Origin of the sequence: Serratia sp. CY82433, from assembly GCF_052166535.1 — a bacterium.
Taxonomy (GTDB): Bacteria; Pseudomonadota; Gammaproteobacteria; order Enterobacterales; family Enterobacteriaceae; genus Serratia; species Serratia sarumanii.
Map to the genome: position 1 here is coordinate 231,923 of NZ_JBJNOR010000003.1, position 24,424 is coordinate 256,346.

The 24,424-nt window shown below is 52.5% G+C and carries 30 protein-coding genes; 28 read left to right on the plus strand and 2 right to left on the minus strand.

Annotated features, from left to right (window positions below):
- The first annotated feature begins 5 nt into the window (after positions 1 to 5).
- From ACJ8PI_RS17375 to ACJ8PI_RS17410, 8 genes are all read left to right on the plus strand, one after another.
- Entirely contained in the window at positions 6 to 287 is a 282-nt protein-coding gene (locus ACJ8PI_RS17375; protein WP_117287275.1) for a DUF5405 family protein, read from the plus strand.
- Positions 284 to 2,497: a replication endonuclease gene (locus tag ACJ8PI_RS17380; RefSeq protein WP_319861399.1), complete on the plus strand. Its 2,214-nt coding sequence runs from the start codon at positions 284 to 286 to the stop codon at positions 2,495 to 2,497. The genes ACJ8PI_RS17375 and ACJ8PI_RS17380 overlap by 4 nt, the downstream gene beginning before the upstream one ends.
- A 73-nt stretch (positions 2,498 to 2,570) precedes the next feature.
- Positions 2,571 to 2,768, plus strand: coding sequence for a hypothetical protein (locus tag ACJ8PI_RS17385; RefSeq protein WP_319861398.1), 198 nt, complete (start codon positions 2,571 to 2,573; stop codon positions 2,766 to 2,768).
- Positions 2,769 to 2,783: 15 nt separating this feature from the next.
- Complete coding sequence (locus ACJ8PI_RS17390) at positions 2,784 to 3,008, plus strand: hypothetical protein (protein ID WP_319861397.1); 225 nt, start codon at positions 2,784 to 2,786, stop codon at positions 3,006 to 3,008.
- Between the two features lie 392 nt (positions 3,009 to 3,400).
- On the plus strand, positions 3,401 to 4,285 hold the full coding sequence (locus ACJ8PI_RS17395) for a hypothetical protein (protein ID WP_440530929.1): 885 nt from the start codon (positions 3,401 to 3,403) through the stop codon (positions 4,283 to 4,285).
- Between the two features lie 118 nt (positions 4,286 to 4,403).
- Positions 4,404 to 5,405, plus strand: coding sequence for a phage exclusion protein Lit family protein (locus ACJ8PI_RS17400; protein WP_319861395.1), 1,002 nt, complete (start codon positions 4,404 to 4,406; stop codon positions 5,403 to 5,405).
- Between the two features lie 402 nt (positions 5,406 to 5,807).
- Positions 5,808 to 6,623: a hypothetical protein gene (locus ACJ8PI_RS17405; protein WP_060426800.1), complete on the plus strand. Its 816-nt coding sequence runs from the start codon at positions 5,808 to 5,810 to the stop codon at positions 6,621 to 6,623.
- Between the two features lie 2 nt (positions 6,624 to 6,625).
- On the plus strand, positions 6,626 to 7,339 hold the full coding sequence (locus ACJ8PI_RS17410) for a hypothetical protein (RefSeq protein ID WP_060426798.1): 714 nt from the start codon (positions 6,626 to 6,628) through the stop codon (positions 7,337 to 7,339).
- Positions 7,340 to 7,498: 159 nt separating this feature from the next.
- Here ACJ8PI_RS17410 and ACJ8PI_RS17415 read toward each other — a convergent pair whose 3' ends face one another.
- Both ACJ8PI_RS17415 and ACJ8PI_RS17420 read right to left on the minus strand, forming a co-directional pair.
- Positions 7,499 to 8,515, minus strand: a complete 1,017-nt coding sequence (locus ACJ8PI_RS17415; RefSeq protein ID WP_319861394.1) for a phage portal protein — start codon at positions 8,513 to 8,515, stop codon at positions 7,499 to 7,501.
- Positions 8,512 to 10,284 carry a terminase ATPase subunit family protein gene (locus tag ACJ8PI_RS17420; protein ID WP_319861393.1) on the minus strand — a complete coding sequence of 591 codons (1,773 nt, stop codon included), beginning with the start codon at positions 10,282 to 10,284 and terminating at the stop codon, positions 8,512 to 8,514. Before ACJ8PI_RS17420 ends, ACJ8PI_RS17415 begins: the two co-directional genes overlap by 4 nt.
- A gap of 160 nt (positions 10,285 to 10,444) precedes the next feature.
- Between ACJ8PI_RS17420 and ACJ8PI_RS17425 the strand changes: the two genes are divergently transcribed.
- From ACJ8PI_RS17425 to ACJ8PI_RS17520, 20 genes are all read left to right on the plus strand, one after another.
- Positions 10,445 to 11,290: a GPO family capsid scaffolding protein gene (locus ACJ8PI_RS17425; RefSeq protein WP_319861392.1), complete on the plus strand. Its 846-nt coding sequence runs from the start codon at positions 10,445 to 10,447 to the stop codon at positions 11,288 to 11,290.
- Positions 11,291 to 11,323: 33 nt separating this feature from the next.
- Positions 11,324 to 12,505, plus strand: a complete 1,182-nt coding sequence (locus ACJ8PI_RS17430; protein ID WP_319861390.1) for a phage major capsid protein, P2 family — start codon at positions 11,324 to 11,326, stop codon at positions 12,503 to 12,505.
- A 3-nt stretch (positions 12,506 to 12,508) separates the two neighbouring features.
- Positions 12,509 to 13,249: a phage terminase small subunit gene (gene gpM / locus ACJ8PI_RS17435; protein ID WP_060387513.1), complete on the plus strand. Its 741-nt coding sequence runs from the start codon at positions 12,509 to 12,511 to the stop codon at positions 13,247 to 13,249.
- A gap of 93 nt (positions 13,250 to 13,342) precedes the next feature.
- Positions 13,343 to 13,831: a head completion/stabilization protein gene (locus tag ACJ8PI_RS17440; RefSeq protein WP_319861389.1), complete on the plus strand. Its 489-nt coding sequence runs from the start codon at positions 13,343 to 13,345 to the stop codon at positions 13,829 to 13,831.
- Positions 13,831 to 14,034, plus strand: coding sequence for a tail protein X (locus ACJ8PI_RS17445; protein WP_172574965.1), 204 nt, complete (start codon positions 13,831 to 13,833; stop codon positions 14,032 to 14,034). Before ACJ8PI_RS17440 ends, ACJ8PI_RS17445 begins: the two co-directional genes overlap by 1 nt.
- A 2-nt stretch (positions 14,035 to 14,036) precedes the next feature.
- Positions 14,037 to 14,246 (plus strand): HP1 family phage holin, encoded by a 210-nt coding sequence (locus ACJ8PI_RS17450; RefSeq protein ID WP_118891667.1) that lies wholly within the window; start codon positions 14,037 to 14,039, stop codon positions 14,244 to 14,246.
- Positions 14,230 to 14,742: a lysozyme gene (locus ACJ8PI_RS17455; RefSeq protein ID WP_319861388.1), complete on the plus strand. Its 513-nt coding sequence runs from the start codon at positions 14,230 to 14,232 to the stop codon at positions 14,740 to 14,742. Before ACJ8PI_RS17450 ends, ACJ8PI_RS17455 begins: the two co-directional genes overlap by 17 nt.
- Complete coding sequence (gene lysB / locus ACJ8PI_RS17460; protein ID WP_319861387.1) at positions 14,739 to 15,167, plus strand: Rz-like lysis system protein LysB; 429 nt, start codon at positions 14,739 to 14,741, stop codon at positions 15,165 to 15,167. The genes ACJ8PI_RS17455 and lysB overlap by 4 nt, the downstream gene beginning before the upstream one ends.
- Entirely contained in the window at positions 15,061 to 15,291 is a 231-nt protein-coding gene (gene lysC, locus ACJ8PI_RS17465) for an Rz1-like lysis system protein LysC (RefSeq protein ID WP_241016074.1), read from the plus strand. Before lysB ends, lysC begins: the two co-directional genes overlap by 107 nt.
- Complete coding sequence (locus ACJ8PI_RS17470) at positions 15,263 to 15,736, plus strand: phage tail protein (RefSeq protein WP_319861386.1); 474 nt, start codon at positions 15,263 to 15,265, stop codon at positions 15,734 to 15,736. Before lysC ends, ACJ8PI_RS17470 begins: the two co-directional genes overlap by 29 nt.
- Positions 15,723 to 16,169: a phage virion morphogenesis protein gene (locus ACJ8PI_RS17475; protein ID WP_197813216.1), complete on the plus strand. Its 447-nt coding sequence runs from the start codon at positions 15,723 to 15,725 to the stop codon at positions 16,167 to 16,169. The genes ACJ8PI_RS17470 and ACJ8PI_RS17475 overlap by 14 nt, the downstream gene beginning before the upstream one ends.
- A gap of 72 nt (positions 16,170 to 16,241) precedes the next feature.
- Positions 16,242 to 16,871 (plus strand): phage baseplate assembly protein V, encoded by a 630-nt coding sequence (locus ACJ8PI_RS17480; protein ID WP_319861385.1) that lies wholly within the window; start codon positions 16,242 to 16,244, stop codon positions 16,869 to 16,871.
- On the plus strand, positions 16,868 to 17,218 hold the full coding sequence (locus tag ACJ8PI_RS17485) for a GPW/gp25 family protein (RefSeq protein WP_033639346.1): 351 nt from the start codon (positions 16,868 to 16,870) through the stop codon (positions 17,216 to 17,218). The genes ACJ8PI_RS17480 and ACJ8PI_RS17485 overlap by 4 nt, the downstream gene beginning before the upstream one ends.
- A gap of 4 nt (positions 17,219 to 17,222) precedes the next feature.
- On the plus strand, positions 17,223 to 18,131 hold the full coding sequence (locus tag ACJ8PI_RS17490; RefSeq protein ID WP_319861384.1) for a baseplate assembly protein: 909 nt from the start codon (positions 17,223 to 17,225) through the stop codon (positions 18,129 to 18,131).
- Positions 18,124 to 18,657 carry a phage tail protein I gene (locus ACJ8PI_RS17495; protein WP_015379109.1) on the plus strand — a complete coding sequence of 178 codons (534 nt, stop codon included), beginning with the start codon at positions 18,124 to 18,126 and terminating at the stop codon, positions 18,655 to 18,657. Before ACJ8PI_RS17490 ends, ACJ8PI_RS17495 begins: the two co-directional genes overlap by 8 nt.
- Before the next feature lie 9 nt (positions 18,658 to 18,666).
- The gene (locus ACJ8PI_RS17500) at positions 18,667 to 21,678 is read left to right on the plus strand and encodes a phage tail-collar fiber domain-containing protein (protein ID WP_440530927.1); all 3,012 of its coding nucleotides are present in this window, start codon (positions 18,667 to 18,669) and stop codon (positions 21,676 to 21,678) included.
- Positions 21,679 to 21,683: 5 nt separating this feature from the next.
- Positions 21,684 to 22,103, plus strand: coding sequence for a tail fiber assembly protein (locus ACJ8PI_RS17505; protein WP_319861382.1), 420 nt, complete (start codon positions 21,684 to 21,686; stop codon positions 22,101 to 22,103).
- 276 nt (positions 22,104 to 22,379) lie between these two features.
- A complete protein-coding gene (locus ACJ8PI_RS17510) occupies positions 22,380 to 23,549 on the plus strand; it encodes a phage tail sheath protein (RefSeq protein WP_319861433.1) in 1,170 nt (389 codons plus the stop codon).
- A gap of 15 nt (positions 23,550 to 23,564) precedes the next feature.
- Positions 23,565 to 24,074, plus strand: a complete 510-nt coding sequence (locus tag ACJ8PI_RS17515) for a phage major tail tube protein (RefSeq protein WP_023447563.1) — start codon at positions 23,565 to 23,567, stop codon at positions 24,072 to 24,074.
- Between the two features lie 54 nt (positions 24,075 to 24,128).
- Positions 24,129 to 24,410 carry a phage tail assembly protein gene (locus tag ACJ8PI_RS17520; RefSeq protein WP_060418393.1) on the plus strand — a complete coding sequence of 94 codons (282 nt, stop codon included), beginning with the start codon at positions 24,129 to 24,131 and terminating at the stop codon, positions 24,408 to 24,410.
- Positions 24,411 to 24,424 lie beyond the last annotated feature (14 nt).

The following is a 24,424-nucleotide window of genomic DNA, read 5'->3' on the forward strand; positions in this document are numbered from 1 at the left end:
ATAACATGGAAATTAAAATCGGCTCTGAGTTTGTTATCACCAGCGATAACCTGCAATTCATTCTTAATACGGTGAAGGTAGGGAAAACAGGAAAAAGCGAAGGTCAAGAGCGTTACGAGGCTATCGGCTATTACCCTACGATTAACCAGCTTGTGAACGGCCTTATTCATCACAGCGTTCGTAATTCCAGTGTTAATAGCATTGCATCACTGGGCGCGGAGATAGGCCGCATTGGCAATTTGTGCCAAGAGGCTTTTGCTGCATGTGAGGCGGCGAAAGTTCAATGAGCCAAGCGGCTACCGCCTACGCTTACCCATGGAACGAACCGCGCCCGGCTGTTGCCGGGCCGGTAAGACCGCTTACCCGTGAGGAACTCGCTCAGGGGCAAGCTGTTTTAACCAATATCCGCCGCCTGCCGCGCTTCCTCAGCGCCATGTTCCTGACGCGTTACACCAACTTGCTCAAGAGCAAAGGGTTGCACGACGCCAACAAATGGCTGGTATTCCAGTTCGATCGCCGCATCTGGCCGCGCCTGCAAACGGTGAGCGCCAAAAATGCGATGAACCTCGCCGCGTCAATGCGGTTTTCTGCTGAAGTCGATAATTACGCAGCTCTGCCCGGCATGGATGACAAAGAGATCCGCCGCCTTGCCGATCGCGTGGCCGGTCAACTTCTGCAGAATTACGCAGATTACTGCGATGAGTTTGTGGCGGAGAACGGCGGCGACAATGCCGGGCTTTTCGAAGATGCCACCCAATCAGAATTTTATGGCCGCATTGCCGGTATGGCGCGCGCCTTCAACATCACCCCTATGCACTGGCGCAAATACCGCAAAGGCAAACTGGATGCCCGGTCAGCGATTGCCAGTTTGCAGCGGTTGGTTAATTCCGAATGGTGGGAACGTCAGTTGAAGGCCCAGCGCACACGCTGGCGGGAGGCATTGCTGATCGCCGTCGGTAATGTGAATCGCGGGGCGTCGTCATACGCCAGTCGGCAGGCAATCCGGGATGTGAAAGCCCGCCGCCAGTCCAATTTTGATTATCTGAACAGCCGCGAGCTAGAGAACGTCGAAACCGGCGAACGTTTCAGCCTGATAGACAAGGTGATGGCGAGTATCTCTAACCCGGAAATCCGTCGTATGGAGTTAATGGCGATGATCGCTGGTGTTGAGCAGGCCGCCGCTATCCGTGGCGATAAAGGGATGTTCATCACCATCACCACTCCATCCAAATATCACCCGACGCGCGCCGTCGGCAAGAGCAGCCCGAAGGTGCATTTTAACCACAAGTGGGACGATGAAGCCTACACGCCAAAAGACGGCCAGCGCTATCTTGTGCAGCTGTTTAGCAAGATCCGCACGGCGTTTAAAGATGCGGGCCTGCAGGTCTACGGTGTGCGCGTTGTCGAACCGCACCATGATGCGACGCCGCACTGGCATATGATGCTGTTTACCTCCAAAAAACAGCGCCAGCAGGTGATCGACATCATGCGCCGTTATGCCATGGCTGAAGATGGGGACGAACGCGGCGCCGCCAAAAACCGTTTTGACTGCAAGCACCTGAACAAAGGCGGTGCGGCGGGCTATATCGCCAAATACATTGCAAAAAACATCGACGGCTACGCGCTGGACGGCGAGCGCGATCATGAAACTGGCGAGCTGTTGACTGATACGGCCGCCGCCGTCACCGCGTGGGCGTCAACGTGGCGTATCCCTCAATTCCACTTTATCGGCCTGCCGTCGCGCGGCGCATGGCGTGAGTGCCGCAAGATCCGCTCTGTCAGTCTGGCCGATGAGTTTGACGAAACCGTTGAGGCGGTGCGCGCTGCTGCTGATGCCGGTGACTTTGCCGCTTACATTCTGGCCCAGGGCGGCCCTAACGTTGCCCGTGACGATCAGACTGTGCGTGTAGCCCGCCGTGTTACCGACGAGCGCAACGCCTATGACGAAGAAGTGCAGAAAATCGCGGGGATTTTTGCTCCGCACATCGGCGCCGATCGCGTTTATGAAACCCGCACCACGCAATGGCGCATCGTCGCTAAAGCCGTTGCCGTTGAGCCTTTGACTTTGAAAAGCGCCTCCGGCGCGCCTCGGAGTCCTGTCAATAACTGTGGGTTGGTCGACAGCAAAGGCGCTACCAATACGCAGGATAGTGAGCCTGAAGAGGCTGTGGCAGTGCTGGAGCACCCACCGGAAACACCGATTGACTGGAATGACATGATCGTTACACGGTCTGTTATGAGCCGTATACGGTCTATTCCGTCACAGATAAAGAAATCACAGCGTAGTTTTGACCCTTATCACTTGCCAGATATGGCCCCTTCAGCAAGGTTGACCACGGTAGAACGTGATCGGTTGGGAGTAATTCGGGCAGATTTGGCCCGGCACGACATTGCTGCCCAGCGTTGGGAGCTGGAAGCGCTAGCACGTGGTGCTAAAGTTAAATTTGGTGATATTTCAATGCAGTATGAGCCGGTTAATGATTGGGCAGGTTTTTAATAATTAGTTGCGGAAGCAAAATTTATGGTTAATACTGTATATGCATACAGTTATTAAGCATCGGAGGAACAGGGTGCATTTACCAGCAGCGGAAGAAATGGTTTTTTTGGAACGTATTGAACTCATCGCCCGTCTGGGGGTTTGTTATGAGAGCCAAGCAAAAGATAAAGACATCGCATTGATATGGATTTCGGAATTGGCCGAGGAGATGAAAACTAACATCGACCCGGAAAAAGCAGCGGTGATTAAACAACTCGCGACTATTTCTTGATCCAGTAGGTGACGTATGAAACGAGATTTACGCATGGCCGGGGCGTTTATAGAAGCGCTGAAATCAACCGATAAAGGCCGCAGAATTAAGACGGTAGACTTTATACATGCCGCGACAAAGCAAGGAACGCACGTTACCCCAGAGGAGGCGAACTACTACATAAAAAATAAGTCTGGCCACGTTTTCAAATTGATTGAAGAGGGGCGCTATCAGCACAATACATACCTTTATCTGTGCTAAAAATTGTATTAGCTCAGAATTGATCTAACATTGTCACAGCACAGAGCTTAACCTAACAGGGCAGCTCTGTGCAAAAGGAGGATCTCAGAGCGCTGCAGATTCTGCTCGTCGCAAACGAGTAAGCTCAGTAGTGCAGTTGATGCCACAAGACAGAATGCGTATGTGATCGTAAACGTGGGGTATGTGCCAAAGATGCGTGACTCATCGATTTTATCCATCTAAGAATATGTAGAATTTAGATGAGTTGTTAGAGGTAGCTGAAAATTCCAATAAATAAAGTCACAAAAAAACCATTGAAATATAATCTGCTATATGTAAAATTCCCCCATTCGGGTTAAATGTGAAGCTAATTTTTATTTATATATTGAGGTTGTGCTTTGAAAAATAAAAATATGGATATCATACTGCGCTTCTTAATAAGGAATTATGCCATAAATGGAAGTTCATCCTTTGACTCTTTGTTTTCTGATGGTATAGAAAAAACCAAGTTATACACTCAGGCTTACAATGAATTCAAAATAAACTTTCAGTTTTATGTCAATAGATACTTAGCGTTAAGTTATATTTATCATTCTATGATTAATGCTGGGTCAACATTTAGTTCAATGGTGTTATTAGAGGAGGTGAAGATTATCAATTTAGATAGAGGGCCAAAAGATACCAACTTCTACTACGCTAGAAATGAGTCATTCGGACATCAGATTATCATGCAGTATGCCAAGTTATATGAAGCCTTGGTTAATATAGATGCATTGGAAGGTGATAGTAATAAATTTAATGAAAATGAAAAGAGGCACGCTTTAAAAATATTGGATTCAGATAAATTAAAAGATGCCTACGTTTATCTGAATGATCTGCGAAACAGAATAGAGTCATCAGGTGCTCTAAAGCTCAGAAATAATATTTTCGCTCATCCATTTAAAGATGGTGGTGCTGGAAGTGTTGTTTTTTTGGAACAAGTGACGAGTAAAGTTTATTCAATACTTAGAGATCTTTGCGATGAAACAGATAGAGAGAAATATGAAGGATCAGATAATAGAATAAGATTTTTTTGTAGTAATTACATCATGAGGGCTGTATATGGAGGTAGTGACGGTTGTAATGCGCTTTCGTCTATTGAAAAACAGTTTGCAATAAAAACAAAGGCACAAAAACATATAATAGCACTCTATGAGTTCATGTCTATTCTTCGTGGTGAGAAACTTTTAGGTGTAGAACCATTTCTGATAGTTGACATTAATACTGTCAAAGCTGAGTTGAAAGATATTCTTTATTAATTTTATTTATTCTGCATTGTATTTAAAAGGTCCTGGATTAAAGATTTGCGTTATATAACTGTAGAATAAGATTTTATAAAACTATACCCAAATATTTTCAAATTGAATGGTGAATGTAATGTCAGAAGCATATTGTGGAAATGATAGTGTTCAAGATGCTATACATAAAATGTTTTCAGGTTCAATACCTGAAAGGGAAAATGAAATTAACGAACTATGGTCTAATTTTCAAATTAACTTCCAAATTCACGCTGATAAAAATTCAGAAGGTAAATATATATTTGATGCTGGTTTGTTTAGGTTCATAAGATTTAATCACCGAGTTTTGCGTGTTTTTTGGATCGGTGCCTTTTCCGCAATCTCAGGCTATACGGCAATAATTGAAGATAAGAATAATAAGGTGGAGGAGTTTATAAAAAGCAGGGATGAAATATTTAACAATTATTCATCTGAGCTGATATCCTTACAATCAATGCAATTGAGCTTGGAGGTTATGGTGAATAATTTTATTAGTAATACAGAAGACATTGCCACTGCAGATTTCAGCAATTTTTATAATTTAATTGATTGCTTTGAAAATTCTGCTAAAGACGATTTTTCTGATGAAAAACCATTTCCTGCAGGAGTTCCTGAACCAGGAGTGTTCCCTGACGTAGGGACAGACCCGATTAATCGGGGTACTGCTGAAATTGCCGTTATTTCTACAGCCTGGGCTTTTTTGCATGAAGTTAGGCATATTATTCACCAGCAGGATGGGACTAGTTATTGCCCACATAACTTTACCCAAAAACAGGCACATACAGAAGAGTTATCATGTGATGAGTTTGCTACAAAATTCATTATTGACAAAATGAATGACTATTGTAATAAATCAGGGGATGATGCATTGCTGGTGAGTAGAAAAAGGAAACTTGCGATTTATTGCGCCTTATTCAGCCTTGCTTTATTAACGAAAGATAATTGGGATGCTTCGGATACACACCCTTCACTCAAGGAAAGGATGGATAAAGTCAATGATCTATTAAAACACCCAAAGGACGAGGCTCTGGAAGCAATAGTGACTTGTATGTTCGCAGCATTGAAAAACATCTGGCCTCTGGTTCCATGTATTGAGTTTTGAGTCGTTAACATGTATGCGAAATAATTTGCAGACCGATTATTGCAACATCATATACCTTGGCCTGAGGTGTGTATGTCCGCTCTCGCTCAGAGCGGACTGTTATGTGCTCTGCTAGGTAATGTTGCCAGCTCAAGTCTGAGCTAATACAGCTAAATACCCTATGCATGCATTAGGTGCATGAATTTGCATGATAATCCGGTTTGACGTTTACCCCCGCAGCGCCAGCACTGGCGCGGATCGCGCCGGATCATACAAGTGCATTAAAAGCGACACATGAAGCGGGCAGGCGAGGCGGGGATAGCATTGCGCGCAGAGCAGAATAAACCATAAATATTATGTTGAAATCTATGATGTAGAGAGGTTAAATCAAGGGATTAGGATAACATGGATAGGTGAGTCAAATTGAATATAAATTTTGATATTGTGATTAAGAGTGGCGATAACGATGTAGATATGGATTATGGGTTGAAAACGTTATCGGGAACATCACGAGTTGTATCAACGCTTGCTGAAGCTATTTTAAAAAAAGAAGTGTCAGAGCGTCGAACAAGTATTAATGATGTTCGTACCCAGCTAAAGCAAAGTTTTAAAAGTTCTTATGGGCAAAATTTCTGTATTGAGGTTAATGAGCCACTATTAAAGAGAAGGTTAAGAAAAATAGGTAATGATACATTCTGTGAAGTCATGGCTTTTTATATAGCTGAATCTTTATTTATCCCTTCTGATGATCTTAGCCCGATGGCAAAAGAGGTGGTTGATGATCTCGAGGAAGTAGAAGATAAGCTTTTAGACGTTTTAAGGCGCGGTTTGGTTGACATGCATAAAATTACGGCCATGAATAGTTTTAATGTAGAACTTAATCATAAACCAAGAGGAGGTCATAAAAGAATTGCTACATTGACCCCTAAAACTGCAAAACACATTACTGAAACCAAGGAAGGGGATAAAGATTATGAAATCACTGCTATATTCACGAGATTTAACTCAATGACTGGGAACGGGCGGTTGATAGTAAAGGATGATGATAAAACAACTGCGTTTGGGTTGGCCAAAGGATTGAGATTTGTTCCATTGGAGTTTAAGAAAAAAATCACAGCTAATTTACATAGTAATAATGGGTTAAATAAAGAAAATTGGAACTACATTAAATTAAAAGTAAAGGATTTGAAGCTGACAAGTGGCGAAGTTGTGAAGTACTTCATAAATGAGATTGCATAGAGATGAAAAAAATAGTTTACATAGGTTTTTTATTTATAGCTTTGGTTATTTCTTTCTATTACTTTAACTTTGGTATGGAAGGGAAAATCTCCAAAAGCACAGAAGTATGGGGGCAATTTGGTGATTATCTTGGTGGAGTTATAAACCCAATACTGACCTTTCTTTCTATTGTCTTGTTAGTCAAGACAATAAACTTACAAAGAGAGGCGAATACAAGTATTCTAGATGAAAATAGGAGGCAAGAGCGGCTCGATCACTTTAAAAATTTCGAGGTTAGGTTTTATAATCTAATTGATTCACAACGCACCTACTTCATGGGTTTTAAACTTAGGAATGTTGATGCGGGCGATGAGATTAAAGTGTCGTCTGATGCTGTTGCTTTCTTAGAGGAGATGATTTTTGACTGTAATCAAAAAAAGATGGCACTGGATGAACTAAGAGCAAAGATAAATGATATAGATGGTTCAGATGCCATATACTCTGCAGTTCGGCATTTCTATTTATTAGTTAAGTTGATTGATGATAAACTCAGTGGGGAAGAACAGAAGGAGTACTATGAGGTTTTAATTAATTTGACTGACTACCATTTGATAAGGCTTTTGGTGCTATCAACCTGCGTTTATGATTGGGATAGTATATTGTATATAGAGAAAAGTGATGTTTTAGGATCTAAGGAGTTACGGAGGTATAAGAGTAATTTTTTACCTGCTCCTTGATGCTCATATAAAATGGGGTTATGTTTTGTGTTTGAAATTTCGTTTGAAAAAGTTTGTTTCTGGTTGGCATGCTTTCCTTTCTTCGAGGAGGGAGGGTGTATTTACATGCTGGTCTCCGTGATACGCCGTCGATATAGTGACGGCGTATACGATGAGTCTTTATTTATTCGATAAATTGTATGTGCTGAAGCACATAATCTCTTCACCGATCCATTCGTTTACCTCTTTTATTCGTTCCTGCAATGGTATTAGCTCGTTTCGTACAAAAACCTGAGCGGCCTTTGTCACATCACCAAAACCTCCAGTGTTATTTGGTATAATTCCCATCATCTGTGGTGGTACGCGATGCGCACTTAATAAGTCATCGCGACTGACATTCTTTATATTGAAAAAATCGTCTTTTGTTGCGACCTCACTTAATGGCACGATCTTGATGCCGTCGGGCTTACCGTTCGGGGCGTAGAGAAAGAGGTTTTTAAAATTCCCCAGTCCTTTTGAACTCGACATCGCCGATCGCATGGCTTCAATATCGGTTTTACTCTGCGCTGGGTCGGTCACATACATGATGTAACCCGCATGGGCGCCATTCTGATAATACTTACGCCTGAACAGCGTGGCGGATTCGTTCAACCACGCTGAGTCAAGCGCGCTGAGATACTCAGGCATGCCATAAAGCTCCTGATTAATATCAGGTTCCAACAGGTGAAAGACTCCGCCAGGTGCAAAACAGTGAGGCTCTGCAAAGGACTGGACAAACCAATATACGCCCGGCTCAACCCCTCGGCGCGTGTACTTGGCCGGGGAGGTTTGCAGCTTCAGCAGCTTGCCGCTGACGCTCATCCGTTTTTCTAAAAATGCGTTGCCAAATACCAGATAGTCCAAAACAAAACGGCTGAAATCCTGCTGAGAAAGCAACGGGTGCGGGATATAGGTGCTTGTCAAAATATTACGCTTAACGTAGATCGGCGAGCTGTGGTGCACGGCAGCACGTAGACTTTTAGCGAGCCCAGAAAAACTAATTGGCGGCTCAATCCATTTTCCGTTACCGATGCATTCGGTGTAATCCAAAATATCGCGCCGATCCAGTACGGGCGAAGGTTCCCCAAAGGTGAACGCCTCAACTTGCTGATCGGCCCGCGTGACGGCCTGATTTTCTTTTATCTTGTGGTTACTCATAAGTTGAAGTCCAAAATTGAGGTGGAGACTTGCCCGTTAGCGGCGGTAAGCGGCTCGTTTAACAGCGCGTGCATCGTTGCCCATGCAACATCTGCGTGACTTGCATCCTCGCTTCGGCTGGCTTCATAGGTGGTGCTGCGTCCGCTGGCTGTCATGGTTTTGCGGATCGCCATAAACGATTTGGTGATGTCAGTGTGTGCGAGGTCGTACTCGAGCCGGCCGCTGCCGATCGTGTCTTTGGCCTTTAACACCATCGCGGTTTTTACTTCGGCGCTGTAACGGATCTCGCGTGCGGCCGGGTAGAACGCGCGCACCAGCTGGAAAACACCTTGGCCGATGCCGGTTGCATCAATGCCGATGTATTCGACTTCATATTTTTCGGTCAGCGCCCGGATAGACTCGGCTTGCGTGGCAAAGTCCATCCCCTTCCATTGGTGGCGTTCGATGATGCGGAATTTACCTCCTGCCACTATGGGCGGCGCCAGTACCACGCAACCGGCACTATCACCGGTATGGGATGGGTCATAACCGATCCACACCGGCCGATAACCGAATGGCCGATCGGCGTAAGGGTTAACGTCCGTCCATTCAACCAAACTATCAACCATGCAATCCTGAAGTTCCTCGAATGGGAAAACGGAGGCGTTATCGTCCACAAATTCACACATGAACAGATTGCGGAAGTCTTCGGCGCTGTTTTCTTGCTTCAGCACATCAAGATTGAAAAGGTTACAGCCACCGCGTAGCGCATCCTCGATGGTCACGATCTGCCGCCATTGGCCGTCAGGGCACAATTTGCCAGTGGCTAACGCGCTGTGACTGATGTCGATTTCTACGCGCTCGCTGGCATGTTTTCGCCCACGGTTAAAAAGCTCGCCAGACCAGAACGCGAAAGCACCGTGTCCCAGTGTCGAAGGGGTGGAAAAATAGGTTGTGCGGAGGTGACTTTGTGACGCCATACCAGAGGCGACCTTGCGCAATTTCTGGAAGTTGGGGATCCAGAAAATTTCATCGACTAGCAAATCGCCGTTATGGCTCTGCGCGGTGTTCGAATTGGTGCCAAGGAAAATCAGCTTGGCGCCGTTATTACCGAGTACGATAGGATCGCCAGTAAGATCAACGTCAACCTTTCGGGCAAATTGAATAATGTACTCACGGAAAACGTAAGCCTGCGTTTTACTGGCCGAGAGGAAAATCTGATTATTTCCGGTATCTAAAGCGCGTAACAGCGACTCACGAGCAAAATAAAATGTCGCGCCAATTTGGCGTGATTTCAAAATGTCCCGGATGCGATGCTTTAAACCTGCTTTGTGCCAACCGAGCTGATATTCAAAGGATTCCGCAAAGAAAATTTCTTTAAGTTTGGCGATCGCCTCATCGCTGAAAAAGTTCTTTGTGGGCTTTTTACGTTCACCTTTGTTGCGGTTTGCCACGTTGGGGTTTAAGTCGGCTTCGCTGCCGGTCGCCATATAGCGATTAACCCGTGCAAGGCGCTCAATTTGCCGCCCTAACAGGTCGATTTCTTTGTAGTCGCTGCCTTCTTTTTTCGTCTTCAGAACAAGCTGAATAATGCGCGCCTCGATGCTGGTTTCGACGCGAGAAATCGGCGCGATGTCGTCCCAGCGTTCGCGCTGTTTCCAGCTCTGCACCGTCGGCGCCTTCTGTTTCAGCATTTCGGCGATTTGCTTCACGGAAAAGCCTTGCCAATAGAGCAAAGCGGCCTGTCGGCGCGGATCGCTAAGCAACGTCGTGTCAGTTTGAATTTGCATGATATGCCCTCGTTTAAATCTCGAGGGCAAGGCTACGCAAGGCAACGGAGGCTCGCCTTAAGTCCCTGTTGTGTCTCAGATCTTCCAACCGTATCGCGTTGAGGCTTCTCGCATTTCCCCCCAAGATGGCCCCGAACCCAACAACCGGAGAGCCGCTTACATGGCAAAGAAAGTTTCAAAATGGTTTCGCATTGGTGTTGAAGGCGACACCTGCGATGGCCGCGTGATTGACGGCAACGATATTCAAGAAATGGCGGAAAGCTTCGACTCGCGCGTTTATGGCTGCCGTATCAATCTGGAGCACATCAAAGGGCTGTTTCCTAACGGCGATTTCAAACGCCTGGGCGATGTGGTCGAGCTGAAATCAGAAAAGATTGAAGACGATTCAATCCTCAATGGCAAATGGGCGCTGTTTGCCAAGATGACCCCAACGGATGAGTTGGTCGGCATGGTGAAGGCTATGCAGAAGGTTTACACCTCCATGGAGATCCGCCCGAACTTTGCCAATACCGGCAAATGTTACCTGATCGGCTTGGCGGTGACGGATGACCCGGCCAGCCTCGGCACTGAATATCTGGAATTCTGCGCCCGTGCTAAGGCTAACCCACTGGCCGGTAAAAAATTAGAGCCGGGTGATTTGTTCTCTGTGGCATCTGAGGCGCTACTCGAGTTTGAGGATGTCCCCGACAGCCTGCTGAGCAGCTTAACCGATCGGGTAAAAGGCATGTTTAGCCGTAAACAGGCCAGCGACGATGCGCGATTCAATGATGTGCATGACGCGGTGACGGCTGTCGCCGAGCAGGTGCAGAGCAATAGCGAAAGTGTTGAAGCGCGTTTTGCGCAGTTGGAACAGCAGATCGCAGGGCTGCAAAGTGAAATCGCTACAGAGCAGGAGAAATTTTCCTCGCTGCAAAACACGCTCGATCGCACTGAAAACTTTACTCAGCCGCGACGCCCGCACGCCACCGGCGGTGATGGTGCGGAAGCCAATTTGACCGACTGCTGATACTTCTTAAATTTCGAACAGGAATAAAAAATAATGCGTAACGGAACTCGCCTGCAATTCAATAAATACTTGTCTCGCCTTGCTGAACTTAATGGCGTTGACGTTGCTGACCTCGGCAAAAAATTTAACGTTGAACCGTCTGTTACTCAAAAGTTATTTGAGAAAATCCAGCAATCAACCTCGTTCCTGCAGCTTATTAATATGGTGCCGGTTGGCGAGCTGACTGAAGAAAAAGTCGGTATGGATGTTAACGGCACGATTGCCAGCACCGCCGACACGGATAGTGGGGTTGAGCGAACAACCGCAGATTTCACCAAAATGGATGCGTACCGCTATTTCTGTAAGCCGGTGAACTTCGATTATCACCTGAAATATAACAAGCTTGACCTGTGGGCGCGTTATCAAGATTTCCAGATCCGCATTCGCAATGCGATTATCAAACGCCAAGCGCTCGACTACATCACGATTGGTTTTAACGGTATTATGCGCGCCCCAACGTCTGATCGGAAAAAGAACCCGCTCCTGCAGGATGTGGCTGTCGGCTGGTTGCAGAAATACCGTAATGACGCCCCGGCGCGTGTGATGGATAAAGTAACTGCCAAAGACGGCACCGTTATCTCCGACACCATCAAGATCGGTAAAGGTGGGCATTACGCCAACCTTGATGCGCTTGTGATGGATGCGCATGAGTCGCTTATCGACGAAATCCACCGTGAAAACCCGGAGCTGGTTGTCATTTGTGGGCGCCGTATTCTGACCGACAAATATTTCCCGAAAATTAACAAGCTACAGCCGAACAGTGAAGAATTGGCCGGTGAGCTGATTGTCAGCCAGAAAACGATGGGCCAGCTGCAAGCGGTGCGAGCGCCGTTCTTCCCGGCTAACAGCATTTTCATCACTTCGCTGGATAACATTTCTATCTATCTGTACGAGGATGGACACCGCCGCCACATTGTCGAAAACCCGAAACTGGATCAGGTGGAAAACTACGAACAGGTGAAGGTCGATTTTGTTATCGAAGATTACTCCGCCGGTTGCCTTATCGAGAATATCGAGATTCTGGAGCCTGAAGAGGAAGGCCCGCCGGAAGTGAAGATCGCCAATGTATTCGCGGCTGAATTGGTGAAGGCGATGAAATCGCTAACGGAACCCGGTGCCGCTCCAGAGGCATCCGATCACAGTCAAAAAGATACTGACGGCAACACGGAGGCATAAGCCATGGTGAGTCCCGCACAGCGTCATATGATGCGGGTCTCGGCCATGGAGGCTGCGCAGCGGGTCGATAATCCGCTGCGTCATGCAAACGTCTATGAGCAAATGCTCGTTAGGCTGGCCGCTGACCGCACCAAATTAAAACAGATTTATTCCGTAGAGAAGAAAGCCGAACACAAGCGCGCAATGCTTCCCGCATATGCACCTTGGGTGGCGGGCGTACTGGCAGAAGGCCGAGGCGCTCAGGATGACATCTTGATGACTGTCATGCAGTGGAAGCTCGATGCGGATGATATTCCGGGCGCATTACAGATCGCTCCTTATGCGTTGAAACATCGCCTGAAAACTCCAAACAACAAGCGCCCGGCCGCGTATCTGTTTGCTGAGGAAATTGCAGCGTCTGCAGAGCGCCTTCGCAAGAGCGGTAGCGCCGTGAGTCTTAGCGATATGCAAACGGCTATTGCCATGATCGCGAATGAAGATATGCCGGATGTGGTGAAAGCCAAGCTGCATAAAGTGACCGGCCTCATCCTCAGAGATAAAGGCGATCATGCGCAGGCATTAGAACACCTGACGCGCGCAATGCAGCTTGATAGCAATGCCGGGGTGAAGAAAGAGGCTCAAAAATGCGAAACCGCGTTGAAGCCGAAGCCAGTAGCCAAAAAAACAACCGCACGCCCGCGTAAAGCTGCCGCAACTCCGGCTAAACGCGGGCGCCCACGAAAGGCGATTAAAACCGCCGGTTAAAAGAACGCGCCCCGCGCTGGGCGGCACGACGGCCGCGACAGGTTTCACCTCGTTAACGCCGTCGTCCACCGCCCCCTACTTTTCTGAGGTCATATGAGCACCGTTGTGATCCAACGGCCACGCCCGGACGCGCCAGCACCGCGCCCGGAGGATGAGCCGATCGTTAAAAACGTCTTTTTCTTCCCGGATATTAACCCGGCAGACGTGCGCGACGTAATGCGCATTGAAGGAACGATCACCGCCCCGCGTTTGCGCATGGTGATTAAAAGCGCGATCGCGGAGGTGAACGCCGAGCTGTTCACTTTCCGCCGGGACAAGATGGCCGACGGTTATCAGCGGCTTGAGGATGTACCCGCCGACGAAATCGATGATGAAAGCGTGCGGGTGAGCGAGTACCGCAACGCGGTCAGCGCGATCACGATGGCGCTTTTGTCGGAGCAATACCGCAGTTTCGACACTACCGCCACCGGCGGCCGCAAGGCTGATGTGGTCGAATCCTCGATCGGCGAGCTGTGGCGCAACGCCCGCAACGCGATCAGTAACGTGGCCGAGCGTAGCCACTGCATCATCGGGCTGCTCTGATGAGAGTCCACGCCCTGCAGGGCGACACCGTTGATGCGATTTGCTGGCGCTACTACGGGCGCACACAGGGCGTGGTTGAGCAGGTCTATTCGCTAAATGAAGGGCTGGCCGCTGCCGGGGCGATTTTGCCCCACGGCCACCCGGTCGAGCTGCCGGACGTGACCGCCGCGCCGCAGCGTGAAACCGTCAATTTATGGGATTAGCAATGGAGAAAATTACGTCGTGGGTGGCCTATACCATAGCGGCCTTTCTCGCTTGGATTGGTCGATACAGTCCGCAGGACATCGCCTTTATGGTCGGCGCCGCCGTGGGCGTTGGGACGTTCCTCGTTAACTGGTACTACCGCCGAAAAAGCTACCAGCTGTTGAACAAATTGGGCGTCAGCCGGAGGGTTTACGATGAACTCAATCGCTAAGCGCTGCAGCGTGGCCGCCGTGCTGGCGTTGGCGGTGATGTTGCCGCAATTCAGCGCGCTGCAGATCTCTGAGGCCGGGTTGCGCCTGCTGGCCGATTTCGAGGGCTGTCGTTTATCCCCTTACCAGTGTCAGGCGGGCGTCTGGACAAGCGGCATCGGCCACACGGCCGGGGTAAAGCCCGGCAAGGTTATCAGCGAGCGCCAAGCTGCCGTTAACCTCGTCGCCGACGTGTATCGCGTGGAGCGCGGCATAGGCCGCTGTATGCCTGTCACGATGCCGCCGCCGGTTTATGACGCGGTGGTGTCCTTTGCCTTTAACGTCGGCGTCACGGCCGCCTGTGGCTCTACGCTGGCCGGTTTCATCAAGCGGCAGGACTGGCGCAGCGCGTGCCAGCAGTTGCCGCGCTGGGTGTTCGTCAACGGCTTCAAATCGCCGGGACTGGAACGGCGCCGGGCGGCGGAGCTGGCCCACTGCCTTATCGGGGCCACGCCATGAGCCGCGCGATCGGCTGGTTTCTGGTGCTGGCGCTGGTCGTCGCCGGTTGGATGAAATGGCAGGTTGTCACGTTGGGGGAACGGCTGGAAAGCGCCCGGCAGGAAAACGGCCGGATAGCGGCGGCTCTGACCGATACCCGCGCGGCGATCGACACGCTGCAGGCGGAGGCCGGTCGGCTGGCGCAGGAAGAGGAAAAGTTAAGGGACGATCTCGCCGCCGCGCACCGGCTGGCACTGACGCGCGAGCAGAAAATACAGAGGTTACTCAATGAAAATCAGCAATTACGGGACTGGTTTAACACTGCTTTGCCTGCTGACGTTGCCCGGCTGCACCAGCGCCCCGGCTTCACCGGCGCCGCGGATTATCTACGTTGGCTGTCCGAAAGTGAGTCCGTGCCAAATCCCGGCCAGCCGCCCGGCGACTAACGGCGATCTGAGCGCCGATATTCGCCAGCTTGAAAACGCCTTGGCGGCCTGCGCGGTGCAGGTCGAAACGATAAAACAGTGTCAGGAACAACACGATGATAAAACCGCAACAGCTCCGCGCTGAGCTGACAAACTGCCTGCCGTGGCTACAGCGCAACCCTGAAAATCTGCAAGTTCGGGTAGAGCGCGGCAATGTGGCCGCCACGCTTGCCGCCTCGCTGTCCCATGAGTACCGCTATACGCTGAACCTGCTGTTTTTGGACTACACCGGCGATCTGGATTTAATCATGGTACCGATTCAGGCATGGCTACGGGAAAACCAGCCGGACATCATGGCAACGGAGGAAAAGCGCCGCACCGGCTTCACTTTTGCGAGCGACTTCAACAACAACGGCTCTTATGATTTCAGCGTGTCGCTGCAGCTGACCGAGCGTGTCGTGGTCAGCGAACAGGACGGCGCACTGCACGTTAAGCACCTGCCGGAGCCGCCGTTACCGGAGGACGTGACGCGGCCGATGCAGCTCTTTGTTCACGGCGAATTAGTGAGTGAGTGGAATGAACGAGCTTAACCCCTTTGACACCCGGCTGGCCGGGTTGATTGCCAAGCTGTCGCCCCAGTCGCGAAAGTCGCTGGCCGTCGCTGTGTCAAAGCGCCTGCGCGCCGGTCAACAGCAACATATCAAGCGCCAGCAGGCGCCGGACGGAACACCTTACGCGCCGCGCAAAACTCGGCTTCGCAACAAAAAGCGCCTGCGCGATCGGGCGATGTTCTCGAAGCTGCGTACCGCGCGCTATCTGAAGGCCAAAGGCAACAGCGATGCGGCCGTGGTTGAGTTTGTCGGGCGTGTGAAACGCATGGTAAACGTTCACCATTACGGCCTGCGTGATCGGCCGACGTCGCACAGCGAAGCGGTAAAATATGAGGCCCGTCCGTTGCTGGGATTTGGCCCGGATGACGTCAAAATCATAGAAACGGCCGTGATAGAACACCTCGCTGAATAACCCCCTGTTGTGCCTCCGATCTTCCAACCTCATCGCGTTGTCGCCGCCCGCGCCGGGCGGCATCCTTCCAGCATGAACAATCAACACGACATTTTGCGCCTGCTGCGCAACCTGATCCGCATCGGCACCGTGAGCACCGTTGACCTTGATAACGGCCTGTGCCGCGTCGAAACCGGCGGCAATCTTACCGACTGGCTCAACTGGCTAACCTGTCGCGCCGGGCGTACTCGCAGCTGGTCGGCGCCTTCTGTCGGTGAGCAGGTGCTGATCTTTGCGCTGGGTGGCGAACTTGATACCGCGTTTGTGCTGTGCGGCATTTTCTCCGACGACTTCCCGGCTCCGTCGGCGTCGGCGGATGCGCTACATATCTCGTTCCCTGATGGCGCCGTGATCGAGTACGAACCGGAAACCGGCGCGCTGAGCGTGTCCGGTATTAAAACTGCCGATGTGCAGGCGTCGGAGTCCATCACCGCCAGCACCAAAGTGGTGATCGTTACGGCTGACAAAATCACGCTCGATGCGCCGGAGGTGGTCTGCACCAACAAACTCACCACCGGCACGCTGGAAGTGAAAAAAGGCGGGGCGATGCGCGGGAACATTGAGCACAGCGGCGGCTCGTTCTCATCCAACGGCGTTGTTGTTGATACGCACGCCCACGGCGGCGTCCAGACCGGCGGCGGGAAAACGGGGAAACCAACATGAACAGCGCCAAATATATCGGCATGAACCGAGGCACCGGCCGCACGCTGACGGACATCGAGCATATTCGCCAGTCCGTTGCGGACATCCTGATCACGCCGCAGGGCTCGCGCCCGATGCGCCGGGCTTATGGCTCGTTGCTCTCTGAGCTGCTCGACCAGCCGCAAAACGACGCGCTGCGCCTGCAGATTATGGCCGCCTGCTACAGCGCGATATTGGCATGGGAGCCGCGCGTCAAGCTGACCGGCATCGCTTTTAATACCACCTATGACGGCAAGATGGTGATCGACATCACCGGCACCCGCACCGATGCCCCCGGCGCGCTGTCGCTGTCTGTTCCTGTGAGCTGAAACCATGGCAACGATTGACCTTTCACAGCTGCCCGCGCCGATCGTCGTTGAGGTGCTGGATTATGAAGACATTTTGGCCGAGCGTAAGGCGACGCTGATTTCGCTTTACCCGGAGGAACAACGGGAGGCCGTCGCGCGCACGCTGGCGCTGGAGTCGGAGCCGATCGTTAAGCTGTTGCAGGAAAACGCCTACCGCGAGGTAATTCTACGCCAGCGCGTCAACGATGCCGCGAAAGCGGTGATGCTGGCGTATTCCACCGGCGAAGACCTCGACCAGTTCGGCGCCAACTTCAACACGCCGCGACTGGTGATCGCCCCGGCGGATGAGAGCACCATTCCGCCGACACCGGCAGTTATGGAAGCGGATGAAGATTACCGCCTGCGCTTGCAAGACGCGTTTGAGGGGATGAGCACAGCAGGTTCGGCCGGTTCCTACCGTTTTCACGCCCGCTCGGCCGATGGTCGGGTGGCTGATGTGACGGCAATCAGCCCATCACCAGCTAACGTGACCGTCACCGTGTTGTCACGAGACGGCGACGGCACCGCAAGCCCGGAACTGTTGCAGGCGGTCAGCGTGGTGCTGAATGATGAGGACGTTCGCCCGGTCGCCGATCGCGTCATCGTGCAATCAGCCAAAATTGCCCCGTATGTTATCGAGGCCGTTTTATACCTGTATCCCGGCCCGGAAGTGGCGCCCATCCTTGACACCGCAAACAAACGGCTACGCGCCTATGTGCAAAATATGCGGCGCCTCGGGCGCAGTATCCGGCGCTCAAGCATGAATGCGGCATTGACCGTTGAAGGTGTCGAACATGTGGAAATCATCAAGCCTGCTGCTGACATCGTGCTGGATAAAACGCAGGCGGGTTACTGCACCGGCGTGAACATTACCCCAGGGCGAGCCGATGACTAACCGCCTATTGCCTGTCGGCTCCTCACCGCTGGAAGTTGCCGCCGCCGCCGCGTGTGCTGAGCTGGAGCGCGTGCCGGTTCCCCTGCGTGATCTGTGGAACCCGAAAACCTGCCCGGTGCATCTATTGCCCTATCTGGCGTGGGCGTTCTCTGTCGATCGCTGGGATGAGGCGTGGCCGGAGGACGTGAAGCGGGGCGTGGTTTCGGCAGCGTTCTACATTCACAGGCACAAGGGCACCATCGGCGCCGTGCGCCGCGTGGTGGAGCCGCTCGGCTACCTGATTAATGTCATTGAGTGGTTCCACACCGACGGCGCCGATCCGCCCGGCACATTCCGGCTGGATATTGGCGTGCTGGAAACCGGCATTACCGAGGAAATGTATCAGGAAATGGAGCGCCTGATTGCCGACGCCAAGCCACTGAGCCGTCACCTGATCGGCCTCAATATTTTGCAGGACATCCCCGGTCGGATTTACACCGGCGCGGCCGCCATTGATGGCGATGTTATTACCGTTTACCCCGGATAAGAGAAAATCATGAGCAAATACAAAGCGATTATTACCACCGCCGGGGCGGCCAAGATTGCCGCCGCCAGCGCGGGCGGCACGCAGTTGAAAATTGCCCGTATGGCCGTCGGCGACGGGAACGGCACGCTGCCGACACCCAACCCGGCGCAAACAAAACTCGTTAACGAGAAATACCGCGCGGCGCTCAACGGGCTGACTATCGACAAAACGCTGAAAAATCACATTCTGGCCGAGATGATTATTCCGGCGAACGTCGGCGGGTGGTGGTTGCGTGAAATGGGCCTCTATGACGAGGCCGGGACGCTGATTGCCGTCAGCAACATGGCGGAGAGCTACAAGCCGAAGCTGGAAGAGGGCAGCGGCCGCACGCAGACGCTGCGCATGATCCTGATTGTCAGCAGCACCGAGGCGATTCAGGTGATCGCCGGTGGCGACACCGTGCTGGCGACCAAGGATTTTGTGGCCGACGCGATCGCCGAGCATGAGAAAACCCGCAATCACCCGGACGCCAGCACCACGGCGAAAGGGCTGGTGCAGCTGAGCAGCGCGACGACCAGCGCCGACGAAACGAAAGCCAGCACGCCGAAGGCGCTTAAAATGGTCAGCGATGCGGGCCTGAAAAAGGACGCTAATCTGTCCGACCTGCCGAATAAAGCCGCCGCGCGTGGCAATCTGGCGCTGGGCGATGCTGCGACAAAAAACGTGGGTGTTGAGGGTGGCCAACTGATGGCCGTCGGCGCGTTTGGTCTGGGGGCGGGGCCACGGCATTTTGATAACGCGTATTGCAATAACGCTCAAATTTATCGTGTAAACGGTGCTTCACAGAATACGCCGGGAAACGGGGTTTACGGTGTTCTCTCACTACCTTGCGACGGTGGCCCTTCTACTGCCTACATGGGAGTATCTAATAGCGGTGCGGGGTTCCTCGGCGGCTCCAATGCGTCAGGGATAGTAAAGTGGAGCCGTATTTATACCTCTGATTACAAACCGACGGCGGCAGACGTTGGTGCATGGAGTAAAACAGAATCCGATGGCCGATTTGTAAAACAGAGCGGCGACACAATGAGCGGCCCGTTAGCGCTGCCGCGTGTCGTGTTCCCGAACGAAAATACCGCTAACGCCGATACTGATGTGAACCGTGAGAACGGTTTTACCGTTGAATCATTGGTTGCCACGGCCAACAAAGGCTATCCCGTGCCGGGCGGCATGGGGGTGTTGTTTACCGGCAAAGTGAACGAATTCCGCAACGTTCAGTTTGCGGTCGGCTCCGGCGATCTGGCGTTTTATCTGCGCTCCCTGCGAAAAGATAGCCCTGCGTCAACGCGCTGGGCGCAAGTGTACACCACGGACTACAAGCCAACGGCGGCAGATGTAGGCGCCCTGACGGACGCACAGGCCGCGCAGAAATACGCGCTGCGCTCTATCAAGTTGAACGGCAAGCCGCTGTCTACGGACGTTAACCTGTTGGCCGGTGATGTCAACGCATGGAATAAGACCGAAGCTGATGGCCGCTATGTGAAGCGAACCGGCGACACGATGAGCAACACGCTAAACCTGCCGCGCGTGGCATTCCCCAGCGAGTCCGCGCCGCCGGTAAATGCTGACGATGACCTGACGCGGCCGAACGGGTTCACGCTGGAACAACTGGCAACCCAATCGAAAGGCTACCCACTGAAAGAAGCGCTCGGCAATTTGCTGACCTTCAAATTAAACCGTTATCGCAACGTGCAGTTTGCGATCGGCTCCGGCAATACGGATTTCCATCTGCGCTCAATGCGTGATGATAACCCGGAAACGGCAAAAAAATGGGCGCAGGTCTACACCACAGAATTTAAGCCGACGCTTGCCGACGTTCAGGCCGCGGATCACCGGAACAACTTTGCGGCCCGGATGGGGGTTCAGCGCGTTCTTAATGGTGCAGATATGCCAACCTCGGCGGGTGTCTGGAGTGTTGAGAATAGTTCATGGACGCCCGTCCCGTGGGGTTCTCTTTATGTGACGACTAATCAATCTACCTTAACCACAGAGCCGGGAAATCAGCGATTTATTCACTATCTGTTCATCGGTCATGGCAACGGCAACAAACTCTATGCGGCTACGAATAATAACGGCTCGTTTAGTGGCTGGTCGCAATATTACTCAACGGCCGGTAAACCAACGGCGGCCGACGTTGGCGCCCTGACCGACGCGCAGGCCGCGCAGAAATACGCGCTGCGCTCTATCAAGGTGAACGGTAAGCCGTTGTCCGCTGATGTGAATTTGTTGGCCGGTGACGTTAATGCGTGGAACAAAACTGAAGCGGATGGCCGCTATCTGGCTAAGACCGGCGGGCAGTTAACCGGGACGCTAAAGACCAGCGCGGAGATCCAATCTACCCATATTGATAATTATCGCATGGTCGGCGGCGGGTTCGGTTCCTTCTGGCGCAATGACGGCAACCGGCTTTATCTGCTGCTGACAAACGAAAATGACCAATACGGCACATTCAACGCCCTGCGTCCGTTCTCTGTGGATGTCAGAACCGGCGGCGCCGCTTTTGAGTCGGGTATTCATATCGGCGGTAAATGGCCTGCGATCACCACCTCCAGCGGGACGACGTGGCACCCTGACGGAAATATTCAGGGTTCAAAATGGGGCGGCTATCTAAGTGACTGGCTGAACATCAATATCAACGGCCGTGTTGACTGGGGTTCCTTTGCGAACCGAACGCATGAAGGGCCGGGGTGGTGGCGAGACGAGAACACCGGCATCTTGATCCAATATGGCAGGACATACACACCGGGGATTAACGAAAGTGCAAACCTTTGGCAGTCTTTCAATATCCCGTTTACCCAATGGGTCGGGCCGATCCTGATGACGCCAGCATGGCCGGACAGAAGCACCTGGGATCAGTATTACGATTATGGTGTGCAACTTGGCAGCCATAACACGCAGGGTTTTAACTGGAACAAACAATGCTACAGCAACGACGTGCGCACCGATTGGGATAGCGGCATGACGTGGTTTGCGATTGGGAAATAAAAAGTATGTATGTCTATAGTGCTGAAAATAATGCGTTTTACCCGCTCTCGATGCTGGAAGATTACGCCGCAGTCGGGGCTTGGCCTGATGACGGTATTGATGTCGATGAGGCTGTTTTTCAGTCGTTCACCGGTCAACCGCCGCAAGGGAAACAGCGTGGATCATCGAAGGGGCGACCGTGCTGGGTGGACATCCCGCCACCGACTGCCGAGCAACAGCGCGCCAGTGCCGAGCGTCGTAAAACATCCTTGATGGCGTTGGCCTCAAAAGCGCTGGCGCCGCTGCAGGATGCGGATGATTTGGGGATGGCGACGGAGGAAGAAGCCGCCCAGCTCAAGCGCTGGAAAATCTACCGGGTGCAGTTGAGCCGCATCAACCCGCAGGACGCGCCGGATATTGACTGGCTGGTGGCGCCCGGCACCTAAGAAAAAAGCCCGCAGCGATGCGGGCTTTGTGTTTGCGGCGTTCCCTGATGTTGCCGCGTCGTTACCTTTCGACCTTACCCCGTCCGGCTAAAATCCGTCCAATTGATTGCATAGATCAATACGGCGTTATTGATCGGCGCGAACGATCGTTATTTCCTCAAAATCCCCCAATCCGGCCCTGCCTGTTGTCTGGTCGGCCTTCCAGCACCCACCGCGTGCGGCCCGGCGTGCCGGGCGTCATCATGCCTGCACCTACTCACCACCCGGAGCAAATTAATGGGCGATTATCATCACGGCGCGCGCGTCGTCGAAATCAACGACGGCACCCGCGTTATTTCCACCGTATCGACGGCAATCGTCGGCATGGTCTGCACTGCGGAGGATGCCGACGCGTCGGTTTTCCCGCTCGATACCCCGGTACTTATCACCGACGTGCTGGCCGCTTCCGGCAAGGCCGGTAAAAAAGGCACGCTGGCGGCGTCGCTGCGGGCGATTGCCGAACAGGCGAAGCCGGTCACGGTGGTTGTTCGCGTTGCCACCGGTAAAGACGCGTCGGAAACCACCTCCAACATCATCGGCGGCGCGAATGCCGAAGGCCGTTACACCGGCATGAAAGCGCTGTTATCTGCGCAGGCAGAACTTGGCGTTAAGCCGCGCATCCTCGGCGTGCCGGGGCTGGATAATCAGGAGGTCGCGACGGCGCTGGCCGGGATTTGCCAACAGTTGCGCGCGTTCGGCTATATCAGCGCCTACGGCTGCAAAACCGTGCAGGAGGCTATCAAGTACCGCGACAATTTCAGCCAGCGCGAGCTGATGCTGATCTGGCCGGATTTTGTCAGCTGGAACACCACCGCCAACCAGAGCGACATCGCCTATGCCACCGCCCGCGCGCTGGGCCTGCGTGCCAAAATTGACACGGAAACAGGCTGGCATAAGACGCTTTCAAACGTCGGCGTTAACGGCGTGACCGGCATCACCGCAAGCGTGTTCTGGGATTTGCAGGCGCCTGGCACCGATGCCGACCTGTTAAACGAGGCGTGCGTTACCACACTGATCCGCAAAGATGGCTTTAAATTCTGGGGTTCTCGCACCTGTTCCGATGATCCGTTGTTCATGTTCGAGAACTACACCCGCACCGCGCAGGTGCTGGCCGACACGATGGCTGAGGCGCATTTATGGGCCGTTGACCGTCCGGTGACGCCTACGCTTGTGCGCGACATGATTGATGGCATCAACGCGAAGTTCCGCGAGCTGAAATCCGCCGGGCTGATTATCGACGGTAATTGCTGGTACGACGAAAGCGCCAACACTGTCGCAACCCTGAAGGCGGGCAAGCTGTTTATCGATTACGACTACACGCCGGTGCCACCGCTCGAAGATTTAACCCTGCGCCAGCGCATCACCGATCGCTATCTGGCGAACTTAGCCGCATCCGTGAACCGCTAAAGGAGACGTTAGAACATGGCACTGCCGAAAAAACTGAAATACCTGAACCTGTTCAACGACGGCTACAGCTACATGGGCGTAGTGTCCTCGCTGACGCTGCCGAAGCTCACCCGCAAGCTGGAGAAATACCGGGGCGGCGGCATGAACGGCGCGGCCTCCATCGATATGGGGCTGGACGATGACGCGCTGGCCGTTGAGTGGTCGATGGGCGGCATTGATGAGCTGGTGCTGAAGCAGTGGGGCGCCGTCGATGCCGTGCCGCTGCGCTTTGCCGGTTCCTTCCAACGCGACGACACCGGCGAGGTGTCCGCTGTGGAAGTGGTGATGCGTGGTCGCCACAAGGAAATTGATTTTGGCGAGTACAAGCAGGGCGAGGATACCGAAACCAAGGTATCCACCGAGTGTACTTACTTCAAGCTGACCGTGGACGGCAAAGAGCTGATCGAAGTCGATACCGTGAACATGGTCGAAAAGGTCAACGGCGTTGACCGGCTGGCCGAGCATCGCAAGGCGATCGGCCTGTAGTTTTTGTGCCAGCCCGGCGGGCTGGCCCTTTTCCCCCTGATTTGAGAGAACACCATGAAAGACGCAAAAGAAAATACCGTTACCCTCGACACCCCGATCCAGCGGGGTGAAACCACCATCACCGAGGTGCAGGTAATTAAACCGAACGCGGGCGCGCTGCGCGGCGTCGGGCTGGCGGCGATCGCCAATGCTGACGTTGACGCGCTGCTGGTTGTGCTGCCGCGTGTGACCGTGCCGAACCTGACCAAAGAAGAATGCGCGCGCCTGGAATTGCCGGATTTGGTGGCGCTGGCCGGGAAAGTGGTCGGTTTTTTGTCGCCGAACTCGGCGGCGTAATCCCCGACGCCCGG